The organism is Curtobacterium sp. PhB191 (genome assembly GCF_004346515.1).
Classification (GTDB): Bacteria; Actinomycetota; Actinomycetes; order Actinomycetales; family Microbacteriaceae; genus Curtobacterium.
Genome location: NZ_SMBV01000007.1, coordinates 16220 through 33180 on the forward strand (window position 1 = coordinate 16220; position 16961 = coordinate 33180).

The window sequence follows — 16961 nt, forward strand, 5'->3', positions numbered from 1 at the left end:
TGGTAGCACCATAGTTGCGGGCGAGGAACAGCTGTTGGGTTGTTGGTTCGCCTGGTGCAGCGATGGGTGTTCGGGTCATCCGTCGCTCGTCGGCCGCCACCCCGTGCGTCGGGGTGGCGGCCCGTATCGGCAAGTCCCAATGATCGAAGCGACACGAGCTACTTGAGGTGTTGTGTTGTCGGATCAGTGAGAAGACCTAGGTTCGGCTCACTTTCGGGCGGTGCCTCGCCCGTGTTGGCGTGACGCAGGAGCTCGGCGGCTCGGCTTCGCCGCTTCATCCACCAGCTCATGAGTTGAACACCAATGGGCGGGGGGTACTCGTCGCGCGCGGCCTGTAGACGAGCAGACGCATCCACAGGCCGCGCAACGAGCATCTAGTCCGTGTAGGCCGAAGGCCTACAGCTCCCGTCGTGAACGTTGCCGACTGCGAGGCCCTGCAAAGGCTCACCGTCGACGAGCTGGCGGCCCTTTGACGCGCCCTCGTGCGGGACTACGACCGTGAGTTACGCAGCTCCCACCCGGACCGCAACACGTTTCTGCGCTTTGGGCTGAGGCTGACGCCATCGAACAGGCGCAGTGCGGCCGCCGCTAGGAAACAGCCCATTCGCGCGTCCGGTGTCGGCGACCGCTTTTACGCTCCGAGCGTGGGTGATCGTCGACGGGACAGGTACACCGCGCCCGAAGAGGCGCGGTACTCGCTCTCGCCCGAGGCGATCGGAGCCCCGATCGAGGGCAGCGGCCTCCGTCCAGTGCGTGCGTGGGTGCCGGCACTCGACGGTACCCAGTCCCGCGTCGACGCCGTGGCGGTGTCGTCGACACCGGACGCCGTGTGCGTCCGGTGGCTCGACGAGGGCCGGCCGTTCCAGGCGTGGGTGTGGCGCGCCGCCGTCCGGCACCGGGCGACGCCGGCCGCGATCGACGCGGCCTGAGCTGGCTCGTGTCGGCGGCGTCAGACCCCCGGCGTACCGTGAAGGAGTCGGCTTCCCCCGAGTCGACAGGGACCGTCGATCGAGACTCCTCGGTTGACGTTGACAGTCCCCGGCGCTGGTTCTCCCCCCGAACCGCCCGGGGGCTTCTCTGTGCCCGCCGGCAGTTCTCGAGCCTGGTCGTGTGCGCAAGGAAGCGTCCAGAGCTTGCGGTCGGAGGCCGGGAGCCGCAAGCGGCCAAGGGAGCCGGCAAGCCGGCGCTGTTAGGCCCCGTTCCGGGGCCCGTTTCTTTGCCGTGAAGCCTTCGGCAGCATACGGACGATCGGGCGCTGTTCAAGCGGCAAGCCGCCGTCTCCTCCGAGATTTTCGGCGCGCGCTTCGCTTATTTCGCACCGAAATTCTCTCCCCCGCTGCCCTTCGGGTTGCACACCACCCGCTCGTCCTGGCGGCGACAAGTCGCCTTCACGGCAAAAAATGAGAGGGAGAGGAAGAGCACATGCGAAACCAGATCGAGGTCCTGCGGTACGTGGTCCCCAAGGCTGACAACGCCGCCGAGACGCGCGGGGCAGTTCTCAACGCGCGGGCAACGGAACTCGCACGAGCAGCCGAGAGCGGGTACGTCCTCGCGTCGGCGGTCGTGATCGAGGGGGAGGCCTACGTGACCTTCGTGGACACCGTGACCTACACGCCCCCCGCGGAGTGACCCAGCGCGGGAGGGGACGAACCGTAATCGCCCCCTCCCGCGCCTCCCATCATCACCGACACCAGCCCCGGAGGCACAGACCATGACCACCACGACCAAGACCCGCCGCTCCGCCAAGAAGGCCGCCGCGCCCCGCAAGAGCATCGAGGAGAAGAAGGCGCAGGCCGCCGCCCTCCACGAGTCGATCGCGACGCAGGTTGAGAGCTTGCGCGACTCGGACCGCTGGACGGCGTTCCTCGCGTTCGCATCCGCGTTTCACGCCTACAGCCTGGGCAACGTGTTGTTGATCCTCGGTCAGCGCCCCGACGCGTCGCGCGTCGCCGGGTTCCGCAAGTGGCAGGGCCTCGGCCGCCAGGTCCGCAAGGGTGAGAAGGCCGTACGGATCGTCGGTTACAGCGCCAAGAAGGTGACCGAGGAGGACGAGAACGGCGACGAGGTAGAAAAGCGCGTCGCCCGGTTCCCCATCGTCTGTTGAGACGCCGGCGCACGCTCGCCGAACACTTCTTTTGGCACGGGGCGCTCGCAGGTGTGATCTCAGCGAATGCCGCCCCCCGGGCACAGTCAGGCCGCCGGCGTCGTCCCTGCGCCCTCGGTGTCGTCCGCGCCTGCCGGCCCTGTTCCGGCTTGGTCGAGGTTCTCGTGCGGGTCGCCCATGTCCCCGGTCGCCGCCCCAGCGACAGACAGTCCGAAGTGTTTTCGGACGGCGTTCGCCTCAGCGAGGGACAAGGTGTGTCCGGGCCCGAGGGACGGCGCGCCCTTGATTGCGTCCTTTGTGTACCCGACGTGCAGATCCGTACCGTCGAAGGTGGCGTCTTCGACCGGGACGAGCGCCTGGTGTCTCCCGAGCATTCCCGTCGCGACGCTGACGTACGCCGCGCTTCCGTCCTCGTCGGAGGGGAACACTTGCGTCACCTTGCCGACCGTCGCGCCGTCGCGATCCCGGACCGTCGCGCTCTCGACCTGATGGATGAGGCTCTTGGAGATCATGGGCGTAGTCAACGCCGTGCGCCTGACGCTTCGCGGCAACGCGTGTTTGGACAGGAGGCACGGTGCCAGCTGGCACCGTGCCTCCTGTCCGGCGTGTGCCCCGCAGACCCGGAAGAGACGACTTCGCAGTCAGTCCTCGAGGGAGGCGCGACGGATGGCACGATGCGCCACCGGAATCGGCAGGAGTGCGCCGGCGACGAGCATTCCTGCGGCCACGAGGACCGAGACCGGATGGCGGAGCGGAGCAAGGCCGATGCTGGTCAGGCACCACGCCGCGGTGATCGTCCCGCTGATGATCGTGGGACGCAGTGCCGCGCGATGCCCGATCCGCCAGGCCGCATCGCTGGACATGGTGATCCGGGTTCGGATGCCGGCGAGATCGTTCCGAGCCAGCGAACCCTTCGCGGCTCTCCATGTCAGCCAGGTCACGAGTACCGCGGCACCGACCTCGAGAGCGAACGCGAACACCATTGCTCCATCCATGAGTTCGACGCTAGTGTGCTGACGTATGAACGGCAATGTTTCGGGAGCTCCGGCGTCATCGCTGAGGAGGGGAGCGGACGAAATATTGACTCTGATGGAGGACCGGGCGTGAACCCTCTCGTTCCGACAGTGCTGGATGGTGCCGCGATGAGCGTTTGCATCGTCGGGCTGTTGCTTGCCCTAGCGGCTCTCGCGTCGCTGATCAGAGCAGCGTCACTGACGGGATTGCGGTTCCTTGCCTGGGCTCTCGTCGTCCTGTTCGTCCCCTTCGTCGGTCCCGTGTCATGGTTCGCCGTTCGGCTCCGTGGGCGGCGGCAGAGGTTCCGGTACCTCGATGGCGACGCCTGATCCTCATCGAATGGTGAGTTGCGATGCCCCGAGCCGTCTGTGTCGAGTCCGGTCGCAGCGGAACGGCGCTGCAGGCCACCTGGTGACCCTTCTGCGGAGGAAGGGGGCCGGTGCGGACCCCGCTTAAGCCCCGAGGGCTCTGGCGCGCGAGTCTTCGCGCGGGCGACGGCTGGCGTACCGTTCGCGGGCCCCGCGGGCCGTACGCCACTGCCTCGATGCTCGAGTGGGGGAGCATCACGAAGGGGCTCGTGGGTACGACGGCCTGGCTCACACTCGTGGTCGAGCGGCCGGTCGCGCATTACCTCCCAGGGGTGCCCGATGGCGAGATGACGGTTGCTGACCTCGTCCACCACACCTCGGGCTTGCCGCGGCTACCAGCCGTGATGCGCGACCGCCTGTTCGGTGACCCGTACCGAGAGGCCGTCGGGGTTCCGTTGCAACAAGCAGTCGCAGTGCCGGTCGCACCCCGAGGGCAGTTCGAGTACTCCAACCTGGGATACGCGCTCCTCGGCGCAGTGCTCGACGAGGTGCACGGCGACTGGTTCGCCGCTGTACGCCAGCACGTCCTCGAGCCGGCAGGGATCAGCTCAGCGGCCCTGGTACCGGCGCACGCCGACCGGGTGGTGCCGAAGCTCTTCGGTCGCGCGATCCGGCCGTGGGCACTCGGGGAGTCGTCGTTCGCGGCGGCGGGCGGCGTCTGGTCCACGTTCGACGATCTCTGCCGCTACGCCGACTGGGCGCTCGAGCTCGGCGCTGGACACTCCCGCACGGTGAGCTGGCAGCGGGAAGGGGCATCGATCTGGATCAACGGAGAGATCCGGGCGGCAGGAGCCGTCATCGCCAACGCGGCGGGAGCCACCGCCGCGGTCCACACGCTCGCGAAGGCTCCGCATGCGGCCGACACGATCGCCACGGCGCTCATCGAGCAGGAGGTCCGGTCGACACGCGACGACTGATGACCGAGCCGCTGGAGGCGGTGAAGGGTGCTGGCAGGACCAACGCGACCTGTCAGCCGGACGGCAGCCGCGCCTCCAGGCCGGATCGACAGCCGCGCACGGGGCGGACGAAACGAACAGAGCGGCCCTCCTCCTTCTGGAGGGGAGCCGCCCTGCGGCTGATGACGACTAACGCGCAGACGGAACCGCCGTGCCGACGAGCTCAGCCCGCACGATGTCCGCCCCAGCGGACAGCGCCCCGAGCTTGTTCAGCGCGGCCCCACGAGCGAGGGGAGCCATCCCGCAGTTCGAGCTCGGGATGAGCTTGTCGGCATCAACGAACTCGAGCGCCCGCCGCAGCACCTCCGCGACCTCTTCCGGGGTCTCGACGGTCTCGGTCGCGACGTCGATCGCCCCGAGCATGACCTTCTTCCCACGGATCAGCTCGACGAGCTCGAGCGGCACGTGCGAGTGGATGCACTCCAGCGAGACGATGTCGATGGATGACTGCTGCAGGAGCGGGAACGACTGCTCGTACTGGCGCCACTCGGCCCCGAGCGTCTCCTTCCACTTGTTGTTCGCCTCGATGCCGTAGCCGTAACAGATGTGCACGGCGGTCTCGGCGCGCAGGCCTTCGGTAGCGCGTTCGAGTGCGGCGACGCCCCAGTCCTGCACCTCGTCGTGGAAGACGGTGAAGGCGGGCTCGTCGAACTGGATGATGTCGACGCCGGCGGCTTCGAGCTCGCGCGCTTCCTGGTTGAGGATCGTGGCGAACTCCCACGCCAGCTTCTCGCGGCTCTTGTAGTGCTGGTCGGAGAGGGTGTCGATCATGGTCATCGGGCCGGGGAGCGCCCACTTGATCGGCCGGTCGGTCTGGGCTCTCAAAAACGCAGCGTCCTCGACGAAGACCGGTGCCCGGCGGCTCACGGCACCGACGACGGTCGGGACGGCCGCGTCGTACCGGTCACGGATCCGGACGGTCTCCTTGCGCTCGAGGTCGACGCCGTCGAGGTGCTCGATGAACGTCGTGACGAAGTGCTGGCGGGTCTGCTCGCCGTCGCTGACGATGTCGATGCCGCGCCGCTCCTGCTCGTGGACGGCGGAGCGGAGTGCGTCCTGCTTGCCCTCGGTGAGCGCTGCGCCCTGCAGGTTCCAGGGGGACCAGAGCTTCTCGGGCTCGGCGAGCCAGGACGGTTTCGGCAGGCTGCCGACGATCGAGGTGGGCAGGAGGGTGCTCATGCGGTTGCGAGTCCTAACGATCAGAGAGAAGGAATGGCGGCGTCGGCAGCGAAACGCGACAGGAGTGCGCGGTGCGGCGTCACGAGGTGCTCCTCGGTCCACCGGCCCTGGGTGATCCCGAGGCGGCTGCGCTCCTCACGGTCATAGGTGACCGGGGTGGGCGTGAAGTCGGTGTGGTCGAGGGTGGGGCGGTAGGTGCTGCCGGCCGGGGTGTTCGCGGCGTAGATCTCCGGGCGGTAGATCTTCTGGAACGTCTCCATGGTGGCGATCGTGCCGATGAGCTGGAGGTCCGTGTAGTCCCCGGTCAGGTCGCCGCGCGTGTAGAACGCGAGTGGGGCCGACGCTCCGGCGGGCTGGAAGTACCGGACCCGCATGCCCATCCGGCCGAAGTAGTCGTCGGTGAGCGAGGAGTGCTCGTGCTCGTACTCGGCGCCGAGGACGGGGTGGACGTACCCGGTCTGGCGGTAGGTCTGGCTCGTCGAGACGCTGATGCAGACGACGGGCTCGCCACCGAACCCGTCGCGGAATGCCGGCGACGAAAGGAACCGCTGGAAGAGCGCCCCGTGCAGCGCCCCGAAGTCAGACGGCAAGCCCGGCGATGACGGCAGCAGCACCGAGAAGTCGTAGTCGCGCAGGTACGACGAGAAGTTGTTGCCGAGGATGCCGTGGTGGCGCTCGCCGGTGTGCTGGTCGACGATCGTGACGTCGAGCATCTCGAGCAGCGGGAACTCGGCGTCCGCTCCACCGTCGAAGAACTGCAGCGAGGCCGAAACGATGTCGAGCTCCAGGCGGTAGCGGTCCCCGGCAGCCAAGAGGTCGTTCGCGCGCCCGTCGATCATCGCCAGCGCCGCACGGAGGTTCTGCTGACGGTGCTCGCCGCGCGCCAGGTTGGCGAAGTTCGTGGTCAGCCGAGAGCTGTCGGCGGGGGAGTAGTCCTCGTCGAAGCGGGTCCGGGTGATGCTGAAGGTGAGGTCGTTCGCCATGGTCGGCAATCTGTTCGTCGAGCGCCCGAGGGCACTGGGGAAGGGGTTCCTTGATCATGACGGGAACCGCAGGCCATCAGGTAATACCGAGACGCTATGCGGCGGTATAGCCTCGGCCTATGGCTCGGGTCCCGAACGACATCACCCTGCAGCAGCTCCGGTACTTCATCGAGGTCGCGACGGAGGGCTCGATCAGCGCCGCTGCCGATCTGCTCTACGTGTCGCAGCCGACGATGTCCGCGGCGATGAAGGACCTCGAGACCCGGATCGGGCGTCCCCTGTTCGTCCGATCGGCCAGGGGGGTCGTGCTCACCGTCGACGGCGTCGAGTTCCTCGGGTACGCCCGGCAGGTCATCGAGCAGGTCTCCCTGCTCGAGCAGCGCTACGTCGGCCGGCAGCGGTCGCGTCGGCTCCTCGGGGTGTCCTCCCAGCACTACTCGTTCGCCGTGGAGGCCTTCGTCCGCATGGTCGAGGGTGCCGCTGCAGACGAGTACGAGTTCTCGCTTCGTGAGACACGCACCTGGGACATCATCGAGGACGTCCGCACCCTGCGGAGCGAGGTGGGCATCCTCTACCGCAACGACTTCAACAAGCAGGTGCTCGGCAAGCTGCTGCGAGACGCCGGCGTCGTCTTCACGCCGCTGTTCGTCGCCGAGCCGCACATCTTCGTGGCCCGGCGGAACCCCATCGCGTCACGGGAGCGTGCGACGCTCGAGGACCTCGCCGACCTGCCTCGGCTGACGTTCGACCAGGGCGCGAACAACTCCTTCTACCTTGCGGAGGAGATCCTGTCGACGATGTCGAGCAAGCGGGAGATCCGGGTCTCGGACCGGGCGACCATCTTCAACCTCATGATCGGCCTCGGCGGGTACACGATCTCCACCGGGCTCATCAGCGACGACCTCGACCCCGAGATCGTCGCCATCCCCCTCGACGTCGACGAACGCATCGAGATCGGCTGGATCGCGCACGCCTCGGTTCCCCTCACCGTGCAGGCGCAGACGTACCTGGACGAGTTGCGCGCGGTGGTCACCAGTTACGGCGTCGAGCCGCTCGGGTAGGCAGGCGGTGGATCCGGTGGATCCGGCTTCTCCGGCGGTTCCGGCGGTCGGCCTGGAGGCGCGACATGCGTCCGTCAGGAGGCTGCGGTCTCGATCATCGCCTTCACGTGCGGCGCGCTCCACCGCAGGAGCGCGTCAGCGGGTGGACTGTCGAGGTCCTCGCCCCAGATCGCGACGGCCGCGCCCGACATCGGCGCAGCGAGACGTGCGCCGGAGTCGCCGTCCCACGTCCGGAGCGACCAGTGCTCGCGGAGATCGGCGACGGTGTACTCGCTGTCGGCCGGGTCGAGGTCGGTCGGCACCTCGTACAGGTAGTACGAGTTGTAGTTGAGCAGGTCGATCCCGGCCTGCTGCAGGTCGACCGCACTGGCCCGGCGTGCTCGGCGTTCGCGACGCTCCGCTGCGTCCTCGGTGTCGCCGTCGAAGCTCCAGTACGTGACGTGGATGCGCGGATCCAGTCGCCCGACCGCAGCGCGATCGATCCCGTCGTTCCAGGCCCACACCTCGCGGTTGCCGAGCGCGGCCGCCATCGCGTTCATCCACGCGACGCGTTGGGCGGCGGTGACGTCGCCGCCCCATTCGTCCCCACCGATGTGCACGGTGCGGCTGGACGGGAACGTCCGCTGCACCTCGGCGTAGAGCTTGGTCGCCAGCGCGAGACTGCCCGGCGCCGACGGGTCGAGCTCGCTCTCGCCCGAACGGATGCGGTCGACCCACTTCGTGCCGTGTTGCACCTCGAGCAGGGCGAAGGCGGCCGCCATGTGGCCGGGAGTGTCGATCTCGGGCACGATCGCCACGCCCCGCTTCGCCGCGTACTCGGCGATCGTGCGTGCCTGTGCGGCGCTGAGGAACGGACGACCGGTCACGCGGCTCGTGTAGACCCCGTGGTCGAGATCGGCGTTCGCGAGGGTCTGACCGAGGACCTTGCTCTCGATCCCGACGTTCTGGTCATCGGTGAGGTGCAGGTGCAGGAAGCGGCCGCCGTCGTCGGCGAGCAGGTCGATGTACCGCTCGATCAGTGCCACGGGGTAGTAGGCGCGAGCGACGTCGAGCATCACGCCGGTCTGCGGACGTGGTCGGGGCGTCGGCTTGGTGGTGACGGTCGAAGCGGACGTACGGCAGTGCTGCCCGGAGTACGCACCCACGCAGGCGAGCACCGAGTACTTCCCGGCCGCGGCACGGGAAGGCGTCGTGCGGACCGCGCTGACCGTCGTGCTCGAGCCCGGGGCGAGTGGCTTCACCGCGACCCGGCCGAGCGAGTACTTCTTCGTGCCGGTCGACAGGGAGAGCCAGGCCGACGAAGCTGGCTTCCGCACCGAGGTGGTGTTCGTGACCTTCAGGGTGGCCCGCACGGCGCTGCCGGTCGAGGTGACGGTGGACGCCGCGGTGACCTTGGTCACCGTCACCGGCGACGCCGCGGTGTCAGCGGACCCGGCGACCGCATCGATGCCGACCAGCGCTGCTGCCGACACGGCGATCGCCAGACCGACCGCGATGGTCCGTCTGACGGAGTGCGGCGCGGTCGCTGGACCGGCAGTCGGGTCCGGAGTTCCGGTGGAGGAGGGCACGGAGACGACGGTAGTTCACCAGGGTTGCGCGGTTAGCATTGCCCGACCCGGCGCCCGGTCGCGGACCACATCCCACCCAGGGGAGACAACGTGAACGGCCACGAGCGCACCACCGATCGCGGTCGGCGTCGCGGGGCGCCCCGGCTCGTCGCCGGCCTGGTCGTCGCAATCGTGTCGATCGTCGCGACGGGGTGCTCCGCGGCGAAGACCCCGGAGGTCGCCGAGCCGCTCGCGACCTGGAACGCCGCCGTGGCCGACCGGACCGAGGCGCCCGCGAACTGGGTCGCCCTGGGGGACTCGATCACCGAGGGGCAGGGCGCCTCGTCACGCTCCACCCGGTGGATGGACCTCACGCTCGACCAGCTGCGCACGGAGCACCCGACGAACGGGGTCACCGGAGGGGCCGGGTACCTCCCGGCGCAGTTCGCCGTGTACGAACCGGACTCGACCTGGGGTGACTGGGCGACGGCGCGCACGGGGGAGAGCCAGTTCGACATCACCACCCCCGACCTCGGCTACCGATCGGTCGGCATGCAGGCGGGCGCCTCGCGGAGCTACGGCTTCACGGGCACCGGGATCGACATCTGGTGGGCGCGCTACCCCGGGTCCGGCGACTTCACCTACAGCGTCGACGGAGCCGCACCGACGACCGTCGCCACCACCGGGACTGCCAGTACCGGGACGATCACGAAGGTGGACGGACTGTCGAGCGGGGAGCACACGGTGACCGTCACCGCCGTCGCGCCGTTCTCCTTGCTGGGGTTCACGATCTACGACGGTGACCGGGACAAGGGGATCCACCGCTACGACTCCGCGCACTCGGGCTCGACGATCGCGACGTTCACGAAGAACCAAGAGGGCTTCCTGACGGCCATGCGTCGTGCTGCTCCGGACCTCATCACGATCACGCTGGGCGGCAACGACGCGGCGAACCTCACACCCGAGGAACTCGGCGCCCAGTACGTGGCGTTCCTCGAGACGCTCGCAGCGCTCCCCTCGAAGCCCTCGCTGCTCGTGATCGGCGAGTTCACCCCGGCCTCGAGCATGACGGACGGTATGGCGGAGCCGTGGTCGAGCTACCTCGCCGAGATCAAGCGTGCCGCGGCGAAGGGCGGTGCCGCGTACGTCAGCATGGCTGACACCTTCCCCGAGGCCGACACGTCCGGGACGGGGATCTACTCGACGGACGGCATCCACCCGAACGACGAGGGGCAGCGTCGGATCACGAAGCTCGTACTCGCCACCCTGGCTGCGCACGAGGGCGACTGAGGGGCGGACGGGCGGGAGGCGCGGCGTCAGCGTGCTCCGTGCCTCCCGTCCGCCGCGTGGTCCGGTTCAGGCGATGGTGCTGCCGCTCCCCGGAGTGGTGCGACGATCCACTAGCGTGAGCGCATGGGGGAGCAACGCAACCACCAGTGGCTCGGCCCCGATGAGGACGCGTACCTCCGCCCGGCACGAGCGCAGCCTCGGACACCGTACGTCCCGACGAAGCCCGGCGCGATCGACCTCGTCGTGACCGCTGTCACGCTGGCCGTCACCTACGTCGCCGCGCCCCTCGCCTGGTTCTGGGTCGTGCTCAGCCAGATGGCCTTCGTCGGGTGCACGGACACCGCGAGGAACTGCAACGACGACGCGAGTTCGGTCGTCCTCATCGCGTATCCGCTCGTCTCGGGTGTCATCGCCGTCGTCGGGACGTGCTGGGTCGTCGCCCGTCGGCGCCGGTGGCAACCGGGGTCCTTCGCCGCTCTCGGCACGCTCGCCGGCCTCCTGGCGGCCTTCGTCGTCGCTGAGTTCGTCACGGACGTCGCGTCCGGCGGCTACCTGTTCTGAACCGCCGGCCGGTCCGCTGACGCACGGTGGGCAACGGACTGGAGGCGCGGGGGGGGGGGGGGGGGGGGGGGGGGACGGGCGGGGCGGGGGGGGGGGGGGGGGGGGGGGGGGGGGGGCCCCCGCGGGGGGGGGGGGGGGGCGGGGGGGCGCGGGGGGGGGGGGGGGGGGGGGGGGCGCCCCCCCCCCCCCCCCCCCCGCGCCTCCAGTCCGGGTCGCTGCGAACGCAGCGTCAGCGACGTCAGCCGCGGATGAACGCGAGGATGTCGGGGTTGATGACGTCCGCGTGGGTCGTCAGCATGCCGTGCGGGTAGCCCTCGTAGACCTTCAAGGTCGAGTCGCTGAGGAGTTCGGCCTGCTTCAGCGAGGCGTCCGCGTAGGGCACGACCTGGTCGTCGTCGCCCTGCAGGACGAGGACGGGCACGGTGATCGCGCGCAGGTCCTCGGTCTGGTCCGTCTCCGAGAACGCCTTGATGCCCTCGTAGTGTGCGATGGCGCTGCCCGTCATGCCCTGACGCCACCAGTTGGCGATGACCGGCTCGGACGGCGTCACGCCGTCACGGTTGAAGCCGTAGAACGGGCCGGAGGCGACGGCCTGGAAGAACTCGGCGCGGTTGGCGGCGAGTGCCCGGCGGAACCCGTCGAAGACCGAGATGTCGGTGCCCTCCCGGCGGCTGCGACTCGTGCCGATCCGGCGCCCTTCGTCTGGGCAGCGGCTTCCGGGCGTCGATCAGTCTTCCGACCGGAGCCTGTCGGGCATACCGTCGGAGCATGCGGAGGTAGCGGAGATCTGGTAATTGCCGGGGTAGGCGTTGAAGCTTGCCGAGGTCACTGGACCACCTCGACCACGGACGCCGGGTACTGGATTCGCGCCGCCGCTCTGGTACTCCTCGACCTGGATGCCGAGGCCCTGCCAGTGCTTGCTCACCGACTGGACATCGGTCTTCGCGTCGGCGCCTGTGGTGTCCGCTCGCTTCACGACGTACACGAAGGTCGTCCCCGTTGCACCACTCGGCTGCTCGCACTCCCGAACTCCCGGACCGCTCACGTGCTCCCAGGTCCCGCCAGCTGCCGACGAGGTCTGTTCCACGAAGTCGACAACGGACTGCTTCGCTTCTGACGGTTGCACGGTGGGTTCTCCTGGATCGTTGCTGCAGCCGGACAGGAAGAGGGCGGAGCATCCAAGGACCACCGCGGTCACGATCGACCTGTTGAGCGGGGAGCGCTTCGTCGTCACGGTTGTCCCTGCATCTGATCGATCACGGTCTTCTCGTACCACGTCATTCCTTTGGGCTCGTGCTCGGTCATCGCCTCCGGGTGCCCCGTTGTGGCCTGCCCGATGTTGTAAAGCGATTCTGTGTCGGCGTCGAGGTAGCCACGGTGATCATCCGTGAGGACGTTGTGATCGTCGACGGAATGCTTCTCGCCGTCTCCGGGAACGCCGTCGGTGCCGAACGCGGTCGCACCGAACGCAGGCGCCGTGGGATCCTGACCGTGCGTCGGACTCAGTCTGCCGGTCTGCGCCCAGCGATCCCCGCGTCCGGGCTCGAGAACCCAGATGTTCTGGGCTTGACCCGCGTACACGTGGTCCGCGTGCAGGGCGTTGACGTTCTTGACGGAGTCGGGGATGCCCGCGGAACCGATTGTGGTGAACGTGTCCACGTGCACCCCGGTCTTCGTGAGCGCGTAGGCGGCGGTCGTCGAGCCGTAGGAATGTGCGACAACGTTGTTCGAGAACGAGCCGTCCTCGCGCGCTGCGTCCAATCCCCGGAGGGCAGCAGCCAGTTTCTCGCTACCCTCCTTCGCGTACTTCGAGCCGAGGACTCCGAAATCCAGTTGCCCTTGGATCACCGGCTGGGGCGGCGTGGCGTAACCGATCCAGGAGACGACGGCGCGCTCGGCGGGACCGGTGAGACCCTGCTGTGTGTAGAGGTTCTGTGCCGCGTCAGACCAACCGGTCATGCCGGTGGTGTCGGTGGCCATTCCCGGGACGGCCCATGTGACGTTCTTCGCGGTGTCCAGATCGCCGATCGAGATCGCCGCCAACGGAGGAACGACGTCGTCGTGGAGCGAGATCAAGAATCGCTCGCCCTCGTTGGTCTCGTCGTTGCTCGCAGTTCGGATCTTCTCGAGGGCGGTCAGGTTCTCGAACTCGGTCGCGAAGGTCGACCCGCTCGGGTCGTAAGTCGTCGAGTGACCAAGGTCTTTCAAGCGCTGTTCCGCCTGGTCGATCAACTCATCGAGGACCACCCGGTTCGCTGTGTCGCGAGCCCAGTACGCCACGCCTTCGAGGTTGCCGAGCTGGCGAAGCACGGCAACTGGAAGCGCCTCGAGCTCATGTCGGTCTGCCTCTGCGAGGCCGACCTTCGCCCACAGGGCGGCGACCTGGGAGGCCGTGAGATCTGGATCGAACAGCGCCGCCATGCTATGGGGCAGCTCCGCTGCGGCGCAGATATCCAGGGTCGCGTTGGACAAGGTCCCCTGACCTCCGGCCCGGTCGAAGGCGTCGGCGATCCGGTCGAGCCAGGCGGCGTCCTCCCCGTTCTCGTCAAGGAGGCGATCAAAGCCACTCAGGAAGGACGCGCTACCGACGCGCACCCAGCTACACGTCGATGTGAAGTTCGTCCAAGCGTTCCGGAGTGCAGTGCGCTCGGATCCCGCGGCGAGATCGAGTCCGCGGGCGTCCGACGCGAATCCTCGGAGCGCCGCGGGGTCGGCTGCGGTCCGACCGGCCCCGGTCCCGCCGCCGGTGCGGGTTCTGGCCCTCGGAGCGAACGACGCAGAGACTTCGGGCCGCGCTACCGGTTGCTCGGACGGCTTCAGGTCGAGCTGCTGACTGCCGGGGATGCCGAACACGCCGAGAGGTGATGATGCGGCGGCCTCGTCACGTGCCGCCTGACGATGCTGCCAGGCCGCAAGATCAGTCTGTCGCAGGCCCTCCCGTTCGGCGGCTGCAGTCGCCTGCTCGACCTGGTCGCTGAGGTCGTCGAGGATCCGCGTGAGCTTCGGACGATCCTCAGCCTCGACCTGCGCTGACTCGTCGAACCGCTTGGCGTACACGCCTTCGAAGTCTTCCCGGGCTGACTCCGCAGCCGAGCGTCGTGCAGTAGCTTGGCTGCGAAGCCGCTGTGCAGCCGCCGTCGCCGCTCGTGAAAGTCGACTGGCCGCTTCATCGTCGTAGTGAATCATCCCCATGAGCCCCCCTGCTCGTTCTGGAATCTACACGAGCCTCGAGCGGCTTGAAACATCAATGGTGTGGGGCAGACATGGTCGGCCACGCGTCCGGCTGGTCTCGAACGTCGGGCCGGTCGGGTGACGCACTGTCACGGCAGCACCGAGCTCACCAGGAACTCGGCTTGTAGTCCTTCAGGAACACGCCGAACACGTCCTCGCCCGCCTCGCCCCGCACGATCGGGTCGTACACGCGTGCAGCCCCGTCGACGAGGTCGAGCGGCGCGTGGAAGCCCTCCTCCGCCAGCCGGACCTTCGTCGGGTGCGGTCGCTCGTCGGTGATCCACCCGGTGTCGACGCTCGTCATCAGGATGCGGTCGGTCTCGAACATCTCCTGCGCACTCGTGCGGGTGAGCATGTTCACGGCAGCCTTCGCCATGTTCGTGTGCGGGTGCCCCGGTCCCTTGTAGGCGCGGCCGAACACCCCTTCCATCGCGCTGACGTTCACCACGTAGGTGCGGTGCGCCTCGCTCGCCGCCATCGCGGGGCGGAGCTTCGAGATCAGGATGAACGGCGCGGTGGTGTTCGCGAGCTGGACCTCGAGCATCTCGAGCGGGTCGACCTCGTCGACGGCCTGCGTCCACGAGTTCACGTCGTGCAGGTCGGGCACGAGGCCACCGGCGTCGATCGCGGTGCCCATGGCCAGACGCTCGAGCGAGCTCGATCCCGGAGCCATCGCCTGCTCGGTCAGTTCGTCGGCGCGGGCTGCGGCGGCCGCGAGGATCGGGTGCGCCGTCACCGAGCGGGCGAGCGCCTGCGGGTGCTGGTCGTTCGTGTGCCCGAAGGTCACGAGCTCGGGCAACGGGCCGTCCGGCAGTGGTGCGAGTTCGGCGTCGACGAGGGGCTGGTACGCGCCGGGCGACCGGCGGACCGTCTGCGTCGCGTTGTTGATCAGGATGTCGAGCGGGCCGGCGGCGGCAACGTCCTCGGCGAGACCGATGACCTGGGCCGGGTCGCGCAGGTCGATGCCGACGACCTTGAGGCGCGAGATCCAGTCGGCGGAGTCCGGCAGGCTCGTGAACCGGCGCACGGCGTCGCGGGGGAACCGCGTCGTGATGGTCGTGTGGGCGCCGTCGCGCAGCAGGCGGAGCGCGATGTACATGCCGATCTTCGCGCGGCCGCCGGTCAGCAGCGCCCGCTTGCCGGTCAGGTCGGTCCGGGCATCACGCTTCGCGTGGCTCATCGCCGCGCACGAGGGGCACAGCTGGTGGTAGAACGCGTCGACGACCGTGTACTGCTGCTTGCACATGTAGCAGGGGCGTGACTTCTGCAGGGTGCCGGCGGTGGACGCCGTCGTCGAGGTGCTGATCGGGACGCCGCGGGTCTCGTCGTCGATTCGGTCGGCTGCTCCGGTCGCGGTGGCGGCGATGACGCGGCGGTCGGCCTCGGCGATGACCGCGCGCTTCTCGAGCCGGTGCGCCCGCTTCACGGCCTTGAACATCTTCGCCGTGGCCTGACGCACCCGCACGAAGTCGGGGTGCGTCTCGTCGATGTCGCTCATCTGCTCGAGCACCCGGAGCGTGGCGTCGAGGTCCTCGGGGAGGATGCCGCTGGGTTCGGGCTGCTCGGAGATCACACGGGATTCTACGTTGGATCAGGCCGCGTCGAGCTCCCGCGTCAACGCCGCCACGAAGTCGTCGATGTCCTGCTCCGACGTATCGTAGGCGCACATCCACCGCACCTCGTTGCGGCTGGCGTCCCAGTCGTAGAACCGGAAGTGCTTGCGCAGCCGCTCGGCCACCCCCGCGGGCAGCGTCGCGAACACCCCGTTGGCCTGGGTCTCCTGGCTGAACCCGACGCCCTGGATGCTGCCGTCGGCGATCCGGGCCTCGAGTGCGCCGCGGAGTCGGGCGGCCATGGCGTTGGCGTGCCCGGCGGAGCGCAGGTACAGGTCGTCGGACAGCAGCGCGATGAGCTGCGCGGAGACGAACCGCATCTTCGACGACAGCTGCATGTTCATCTTGCGCATGTAGTGCAGTCCCTCTGACGCGTCGGGGTTGAGCACCACGATCGCCTCGCCGTAGAGCATGCCGTTCTTCGTGCCGCCGAAGCTCAACACGTCCACGCCGGCATCGGTGGTGAAGTCGCGCAGGGGCAGGCCGAGGGTCGCGGCGGCGTTGGAGATGCGAGCGCCGTCCATGTGCAGCGTCATGCCGAGCGGGTGGACGTGGTCCGCGATCGCCCGGATCTCGTCGACCGTGTAGGCGGTGCCGAGCTCGGTGGTCTGCGTGATCGAGACGACGAGCGGCTGGGCGCGGTGCTCGTCGCCCCAGCCCCAGGCCTCCTTGTCGATGAGCTCGGGGGTGAGCTTGCCGTCGGGGGTCTCGACCGGCAGCAGCTTGATCCCGCCGATGCGCTCGGGAGCGCCCGCTTCGTCAGTGTGGATGTGCGCGGTCGTGGTGCAGACGACGGCGCCCCACCGCGGCAGCATCGACTGCAGCCCGACGACGTTGGCTCCGGTCCCGTTGAACACCGGGAACGCCTGCGCCTGCGAACCGAAGTGGTCGCCGATCACCTCGTTGAGACGGGCCGTGTAGACGTCCTCGCCGTACGCGATCTGGTGGCCGTCGTTGGCCGCGGCGATCGCGTCGAGGATCTCGGGGTGGACACCGGCGTAGTTGTCCGAGGCGAAGCCCCGCAGGTCCAGGTCGTGGAGTCGAAGGGTCACTG

16 protein-coding genes and 1 pseudogene are annotated in these 16961 nt (G+C 68.7%); 7 read left to right on the forward strand and 10 right to left on the reverse strand.

Annotated features, from left to right (window positions below; genetic code table 11):
• Positions 1 to 644: 644 nt before the first annotated feature.
• From EDF48_RS12215 to EDF48_RS12225, 3 genes are all read left to right on the forward strand, one after another.
• Positions 645 to 929, forward strand: a complete 285-nt coding sequence (locus EDF48_RS12215) for a hypothetical protein (RefSeq protein WP_131880279.1) — start codon at positions 645 to 647, stop codon at positions 927 to 929.
• Between the two features lie 493 nt (positions 930 to 1422).
• Entirely contained in the window at positions 1423 to 1629 is a 207-nt protein-coding gene (locus EDF48_RS12220; protein ID WP_131880281.1) for a hypothetical protein, read from the forward strand.
• Between the two features lie 82 nt (positions 1630 to 1711).
• Positions 1712 to 2104, forward strand: coding sequence for an ArdC family protein (locus EDF48_RS12225; protein WP_131880283.1), 393 nt, complete (start codon positions 1712 to 1714; stop codon positions 2102 to 2104).
• 86 nt (positions 2105 to 2190) lie between these two features.
• Here the strand turns inward: EDF48_RS12225 and EDF48_RS12230 are convergent, their stop codons facing one another.
• A complete protein-coding gene (locus EDF48_RS12230; protein ID WP_131880285.1) occupies positions 2191 to 2616 on the reverse strand; it encodes a hypothetical protein in 426 nt (141 codons plus the stop codon).
• A 129-nt stretch (positions 2617 to 2745) separates the two neighbouring features.
• The gene (locus EDF48_RS12235; protein WP_165932384.1) at positions 2746 to 3087 is read right to left on the reverse strand and encodes an SdpI family protein; all 342 of its coding nucleotides are present in this window, start codon (positions 3085 to 3087) and stop codon (positions 2746 to 2748) included.
• Positions 3088 to 3557: 470 nt separating this feature from the next.
• Between EDF48_RS12235 and EDF48_RS12245 the strand changes: the two genes are divergently transcribed.
• Positions 3558 to 4403: a serine hydrolase domain-containing protein gene (locus tag EDF48_RS12245; RefSeq protein WP_131880289.1), complete on the forward strand. Its 846-nt coding sequence runs from the start codon at positions 3558 to 3560 to the stop codon at positions 4401 to 4403.
• A gap of 168 nt (positions 4404 to 4571) precedes the next feature.
• Here the strand turns inward: EDF48_RS12245 and EDF48_RS12250 are convergent, their stop codons facing one another.
• Positions 4572 to 5621 carry a methionine synthase gene (locus EDF48_RS12250; RefSeq protein WP_131880291.1) on the reverse strand — a complete coding sequence of 350 codons (1050 nt, stop codon included), beginning with the start codon at positions 5619 to 5621 and terminating at the stop codon, positions 4572 to 4574.
• Positions 5622 to 5641: 20 nt separating this feature from the next.
• Complete coding sequence (locus tag EDF48_RS12255; RefSeq protein ID WP_131880293.1) at positions 5642 to 6604, reverse strand: putative oxygenase MesX; 963 nt, start codon at positions 6602 to 6604, stop codon at positions 5642 to 5644.
• Between the two features lie 119 nt (positions 6605 to 6723).
• Here EDF48_RS12255 and EDF48_RS12260 point away from each other — a divergent pair, with 119 nt between their 5' ends.
• Positions 6724 to 7665: a LysR family transcriptional regulator gene (locus EDF48_RS12260; RefSeq protein WP_131880295.1), complete on the forward strand. Its 942-nt coding sequence runs from the start codon at positions 6724 to 6726 to the stop codon at positions 7663 to 7665.
• 74 nt (positions 7666 to 7739) lie between these two features.
• Here EDF48_RS12260 and EDF48_RS12265 read toward each other — a convergent pair whose 3' ends face one another.
• Entirely contained in the window at positions 7740 to 9233 is a 1494-nt protein-coding gene (locus tag EDF48_RS12265; protein WP_131880297.1) for a family 20 glycosylhydrolase, read from the reverse strand.
• 90 nt (positions 9234 to 9323) lie between these two features.
• On the opposite strand from EDF48_RS12265, the gene EDF48_RS12270 reads away from it, so the two are divergent.
• A complete protein-coding gene (locus EDF48_RS12270; protein WP_165932385.1) occupies positions 9324 to 10502 on the forward strand; it encodes a GDSL-type esterase/lipase family protein in 1179 nt (392 codons plus the stop codon).
• A 123-nt stretch (positions 10503 to 10625) separates the two neighbouring features.
• Complete coding sequence (locus tag EDF48_RS12275; RefSeq protein WP_131880301.1) at positions 10626 to 11063, forward strand: hypothetical protein; 438 nt, start codon at positions 10626 to 10628, stop codon at positions 11061 to 11063.
• A gap of 238 nt (positions 11064 to 11301) precedes the next feature.
• Here EDF48_RS12275 and EDF48_RS12280 read toward each other — a convergent pair.
• The 5 genes and pseudogenes from EDF48_RS12280 to EDF48_RS12300 all read right to left on the reverse strand — a co-directional run.
• Positions 11302 to 11727, reverse strand: a pseudogene (locus tag EDF48_RS12280) (alpha/beta hydrolase); the annotation flags it as partial.
• 63 nt (positions 11728 to 11790) lie between these two features.
• A complete protein-coding gene (locus EDF48_RS12285) occupies positions 11791 to 12297 on the reverse strand; it encodes a hypothetical protein (RefSeq protein WP_131880303.1) in 507 nt (168 codons plus the stop codon).
• Complete coding sequence (locus EDF48_RS12290) at positions 12294 to 14120, reverse strand: alpha/beta hydrolase (RefSeq protein WP_165932386.1); 1827 nt, start codon at positions 14118 to 14120, stop codon at positions 12294 to 12296. Before EDF48_RS12290 ends, EDF48_RS12285 begins: the two co-directional genes overlap by 4 nt.
• 280 nt (positions 14121 to 14400) lie before the next feature.
• Positions 14401 to 15867 carry an SDR family NAD(P)-dependent oxidoreductase gene (locus EDF48_RS12295; RefSeq protein WP_131880307.1) on the reverse strand — a complete coding sequence of 489 codons (1467 nt, stop codon included), beginning with the start codon at positions 15865 to 15867 and terminating at the stop codon, positions 14401 to 14403.
• A gap of 18 nt (positions 15868 to 15885) precedes the next feature.
• The gene (locus tag EDF48_RS12300; RefSeq protein WP_131880309.1) at positions 15886 to 16959 is read right to left on the reverse strand and encodes a low specificity L-threonine aldolase; all 1074 of its coding nucleotides are present in this window, start codon (positions 16957 to 16959) and stop codon (positions 15886 to 15888) included.
• Positions 16960 to 16961: the final 2 nt, after the last annotated feature.

What these genes read in the sequence shown, in the direction of transcription:
- EDF48_RS12260 (WP_131880295.1), top strand. Translation starts at nt 6,724, where the DNA reads ATGGCTCGGGTCCCGAACGACATCACCCTGCAGCAGCTCCGGTACTTC.
- EDF48_RS12235 (WP_165932384.1), bottom strand. Translation starts at nt 3,087, where the DNA reads ATGGTGTTCGCGTTCGCTCTCGAGGTCGGTGCCGCGGTACTCGTGACC.
- EDF48_RS12230 (WP_131880285.1), bottom strand. Translation starts at nt 2,616, where the DNA reads ATGATCTCCAAGAGCCTCATCCATCAGGTCGAGAGCGCGACGGTCCGG.
- EDF48_RS12275 (WP_131880301.1), top strand. Translation starts at nt 10,626, where the DNA reads ATGGGGGAGCAACGCAACCACCAGTGGCTCGGCCCCGATGAGGACGCG.
- EDF48_RS12250 (WP_131880291.1), bottom strand. Translation starts at nt 5,621, where the DNA reads ATGAGCACCCTCCTGCCCACCTCGATCGTCGGCAGCCTGCCGAAACCG.
- EDF48_RS12255 (WP_131880293.1), bottom strand. Translation starts at nt 6,604, where the DNA reads ATGGCGAACGACCTCACCTTCAGCATCACCCGGACCCGCTTCGACGAG.
- EDF48_RS12225 (WP_131880283.1), top strand. Translation starts at nt 1,712, where the DNA reads ATGACCACCACGACCAAGACCCGCCGCTCCGCCAAGAAGGCCGCCGCG.
- EDF48_RS12220 (WP_131880281.1), top strand. Translation starts at nt 1,423, where the DNA reads ATGCGAAACCAGATCGAGGTCCTGCGGTACGTGGTCCCCAAGGCTGAC.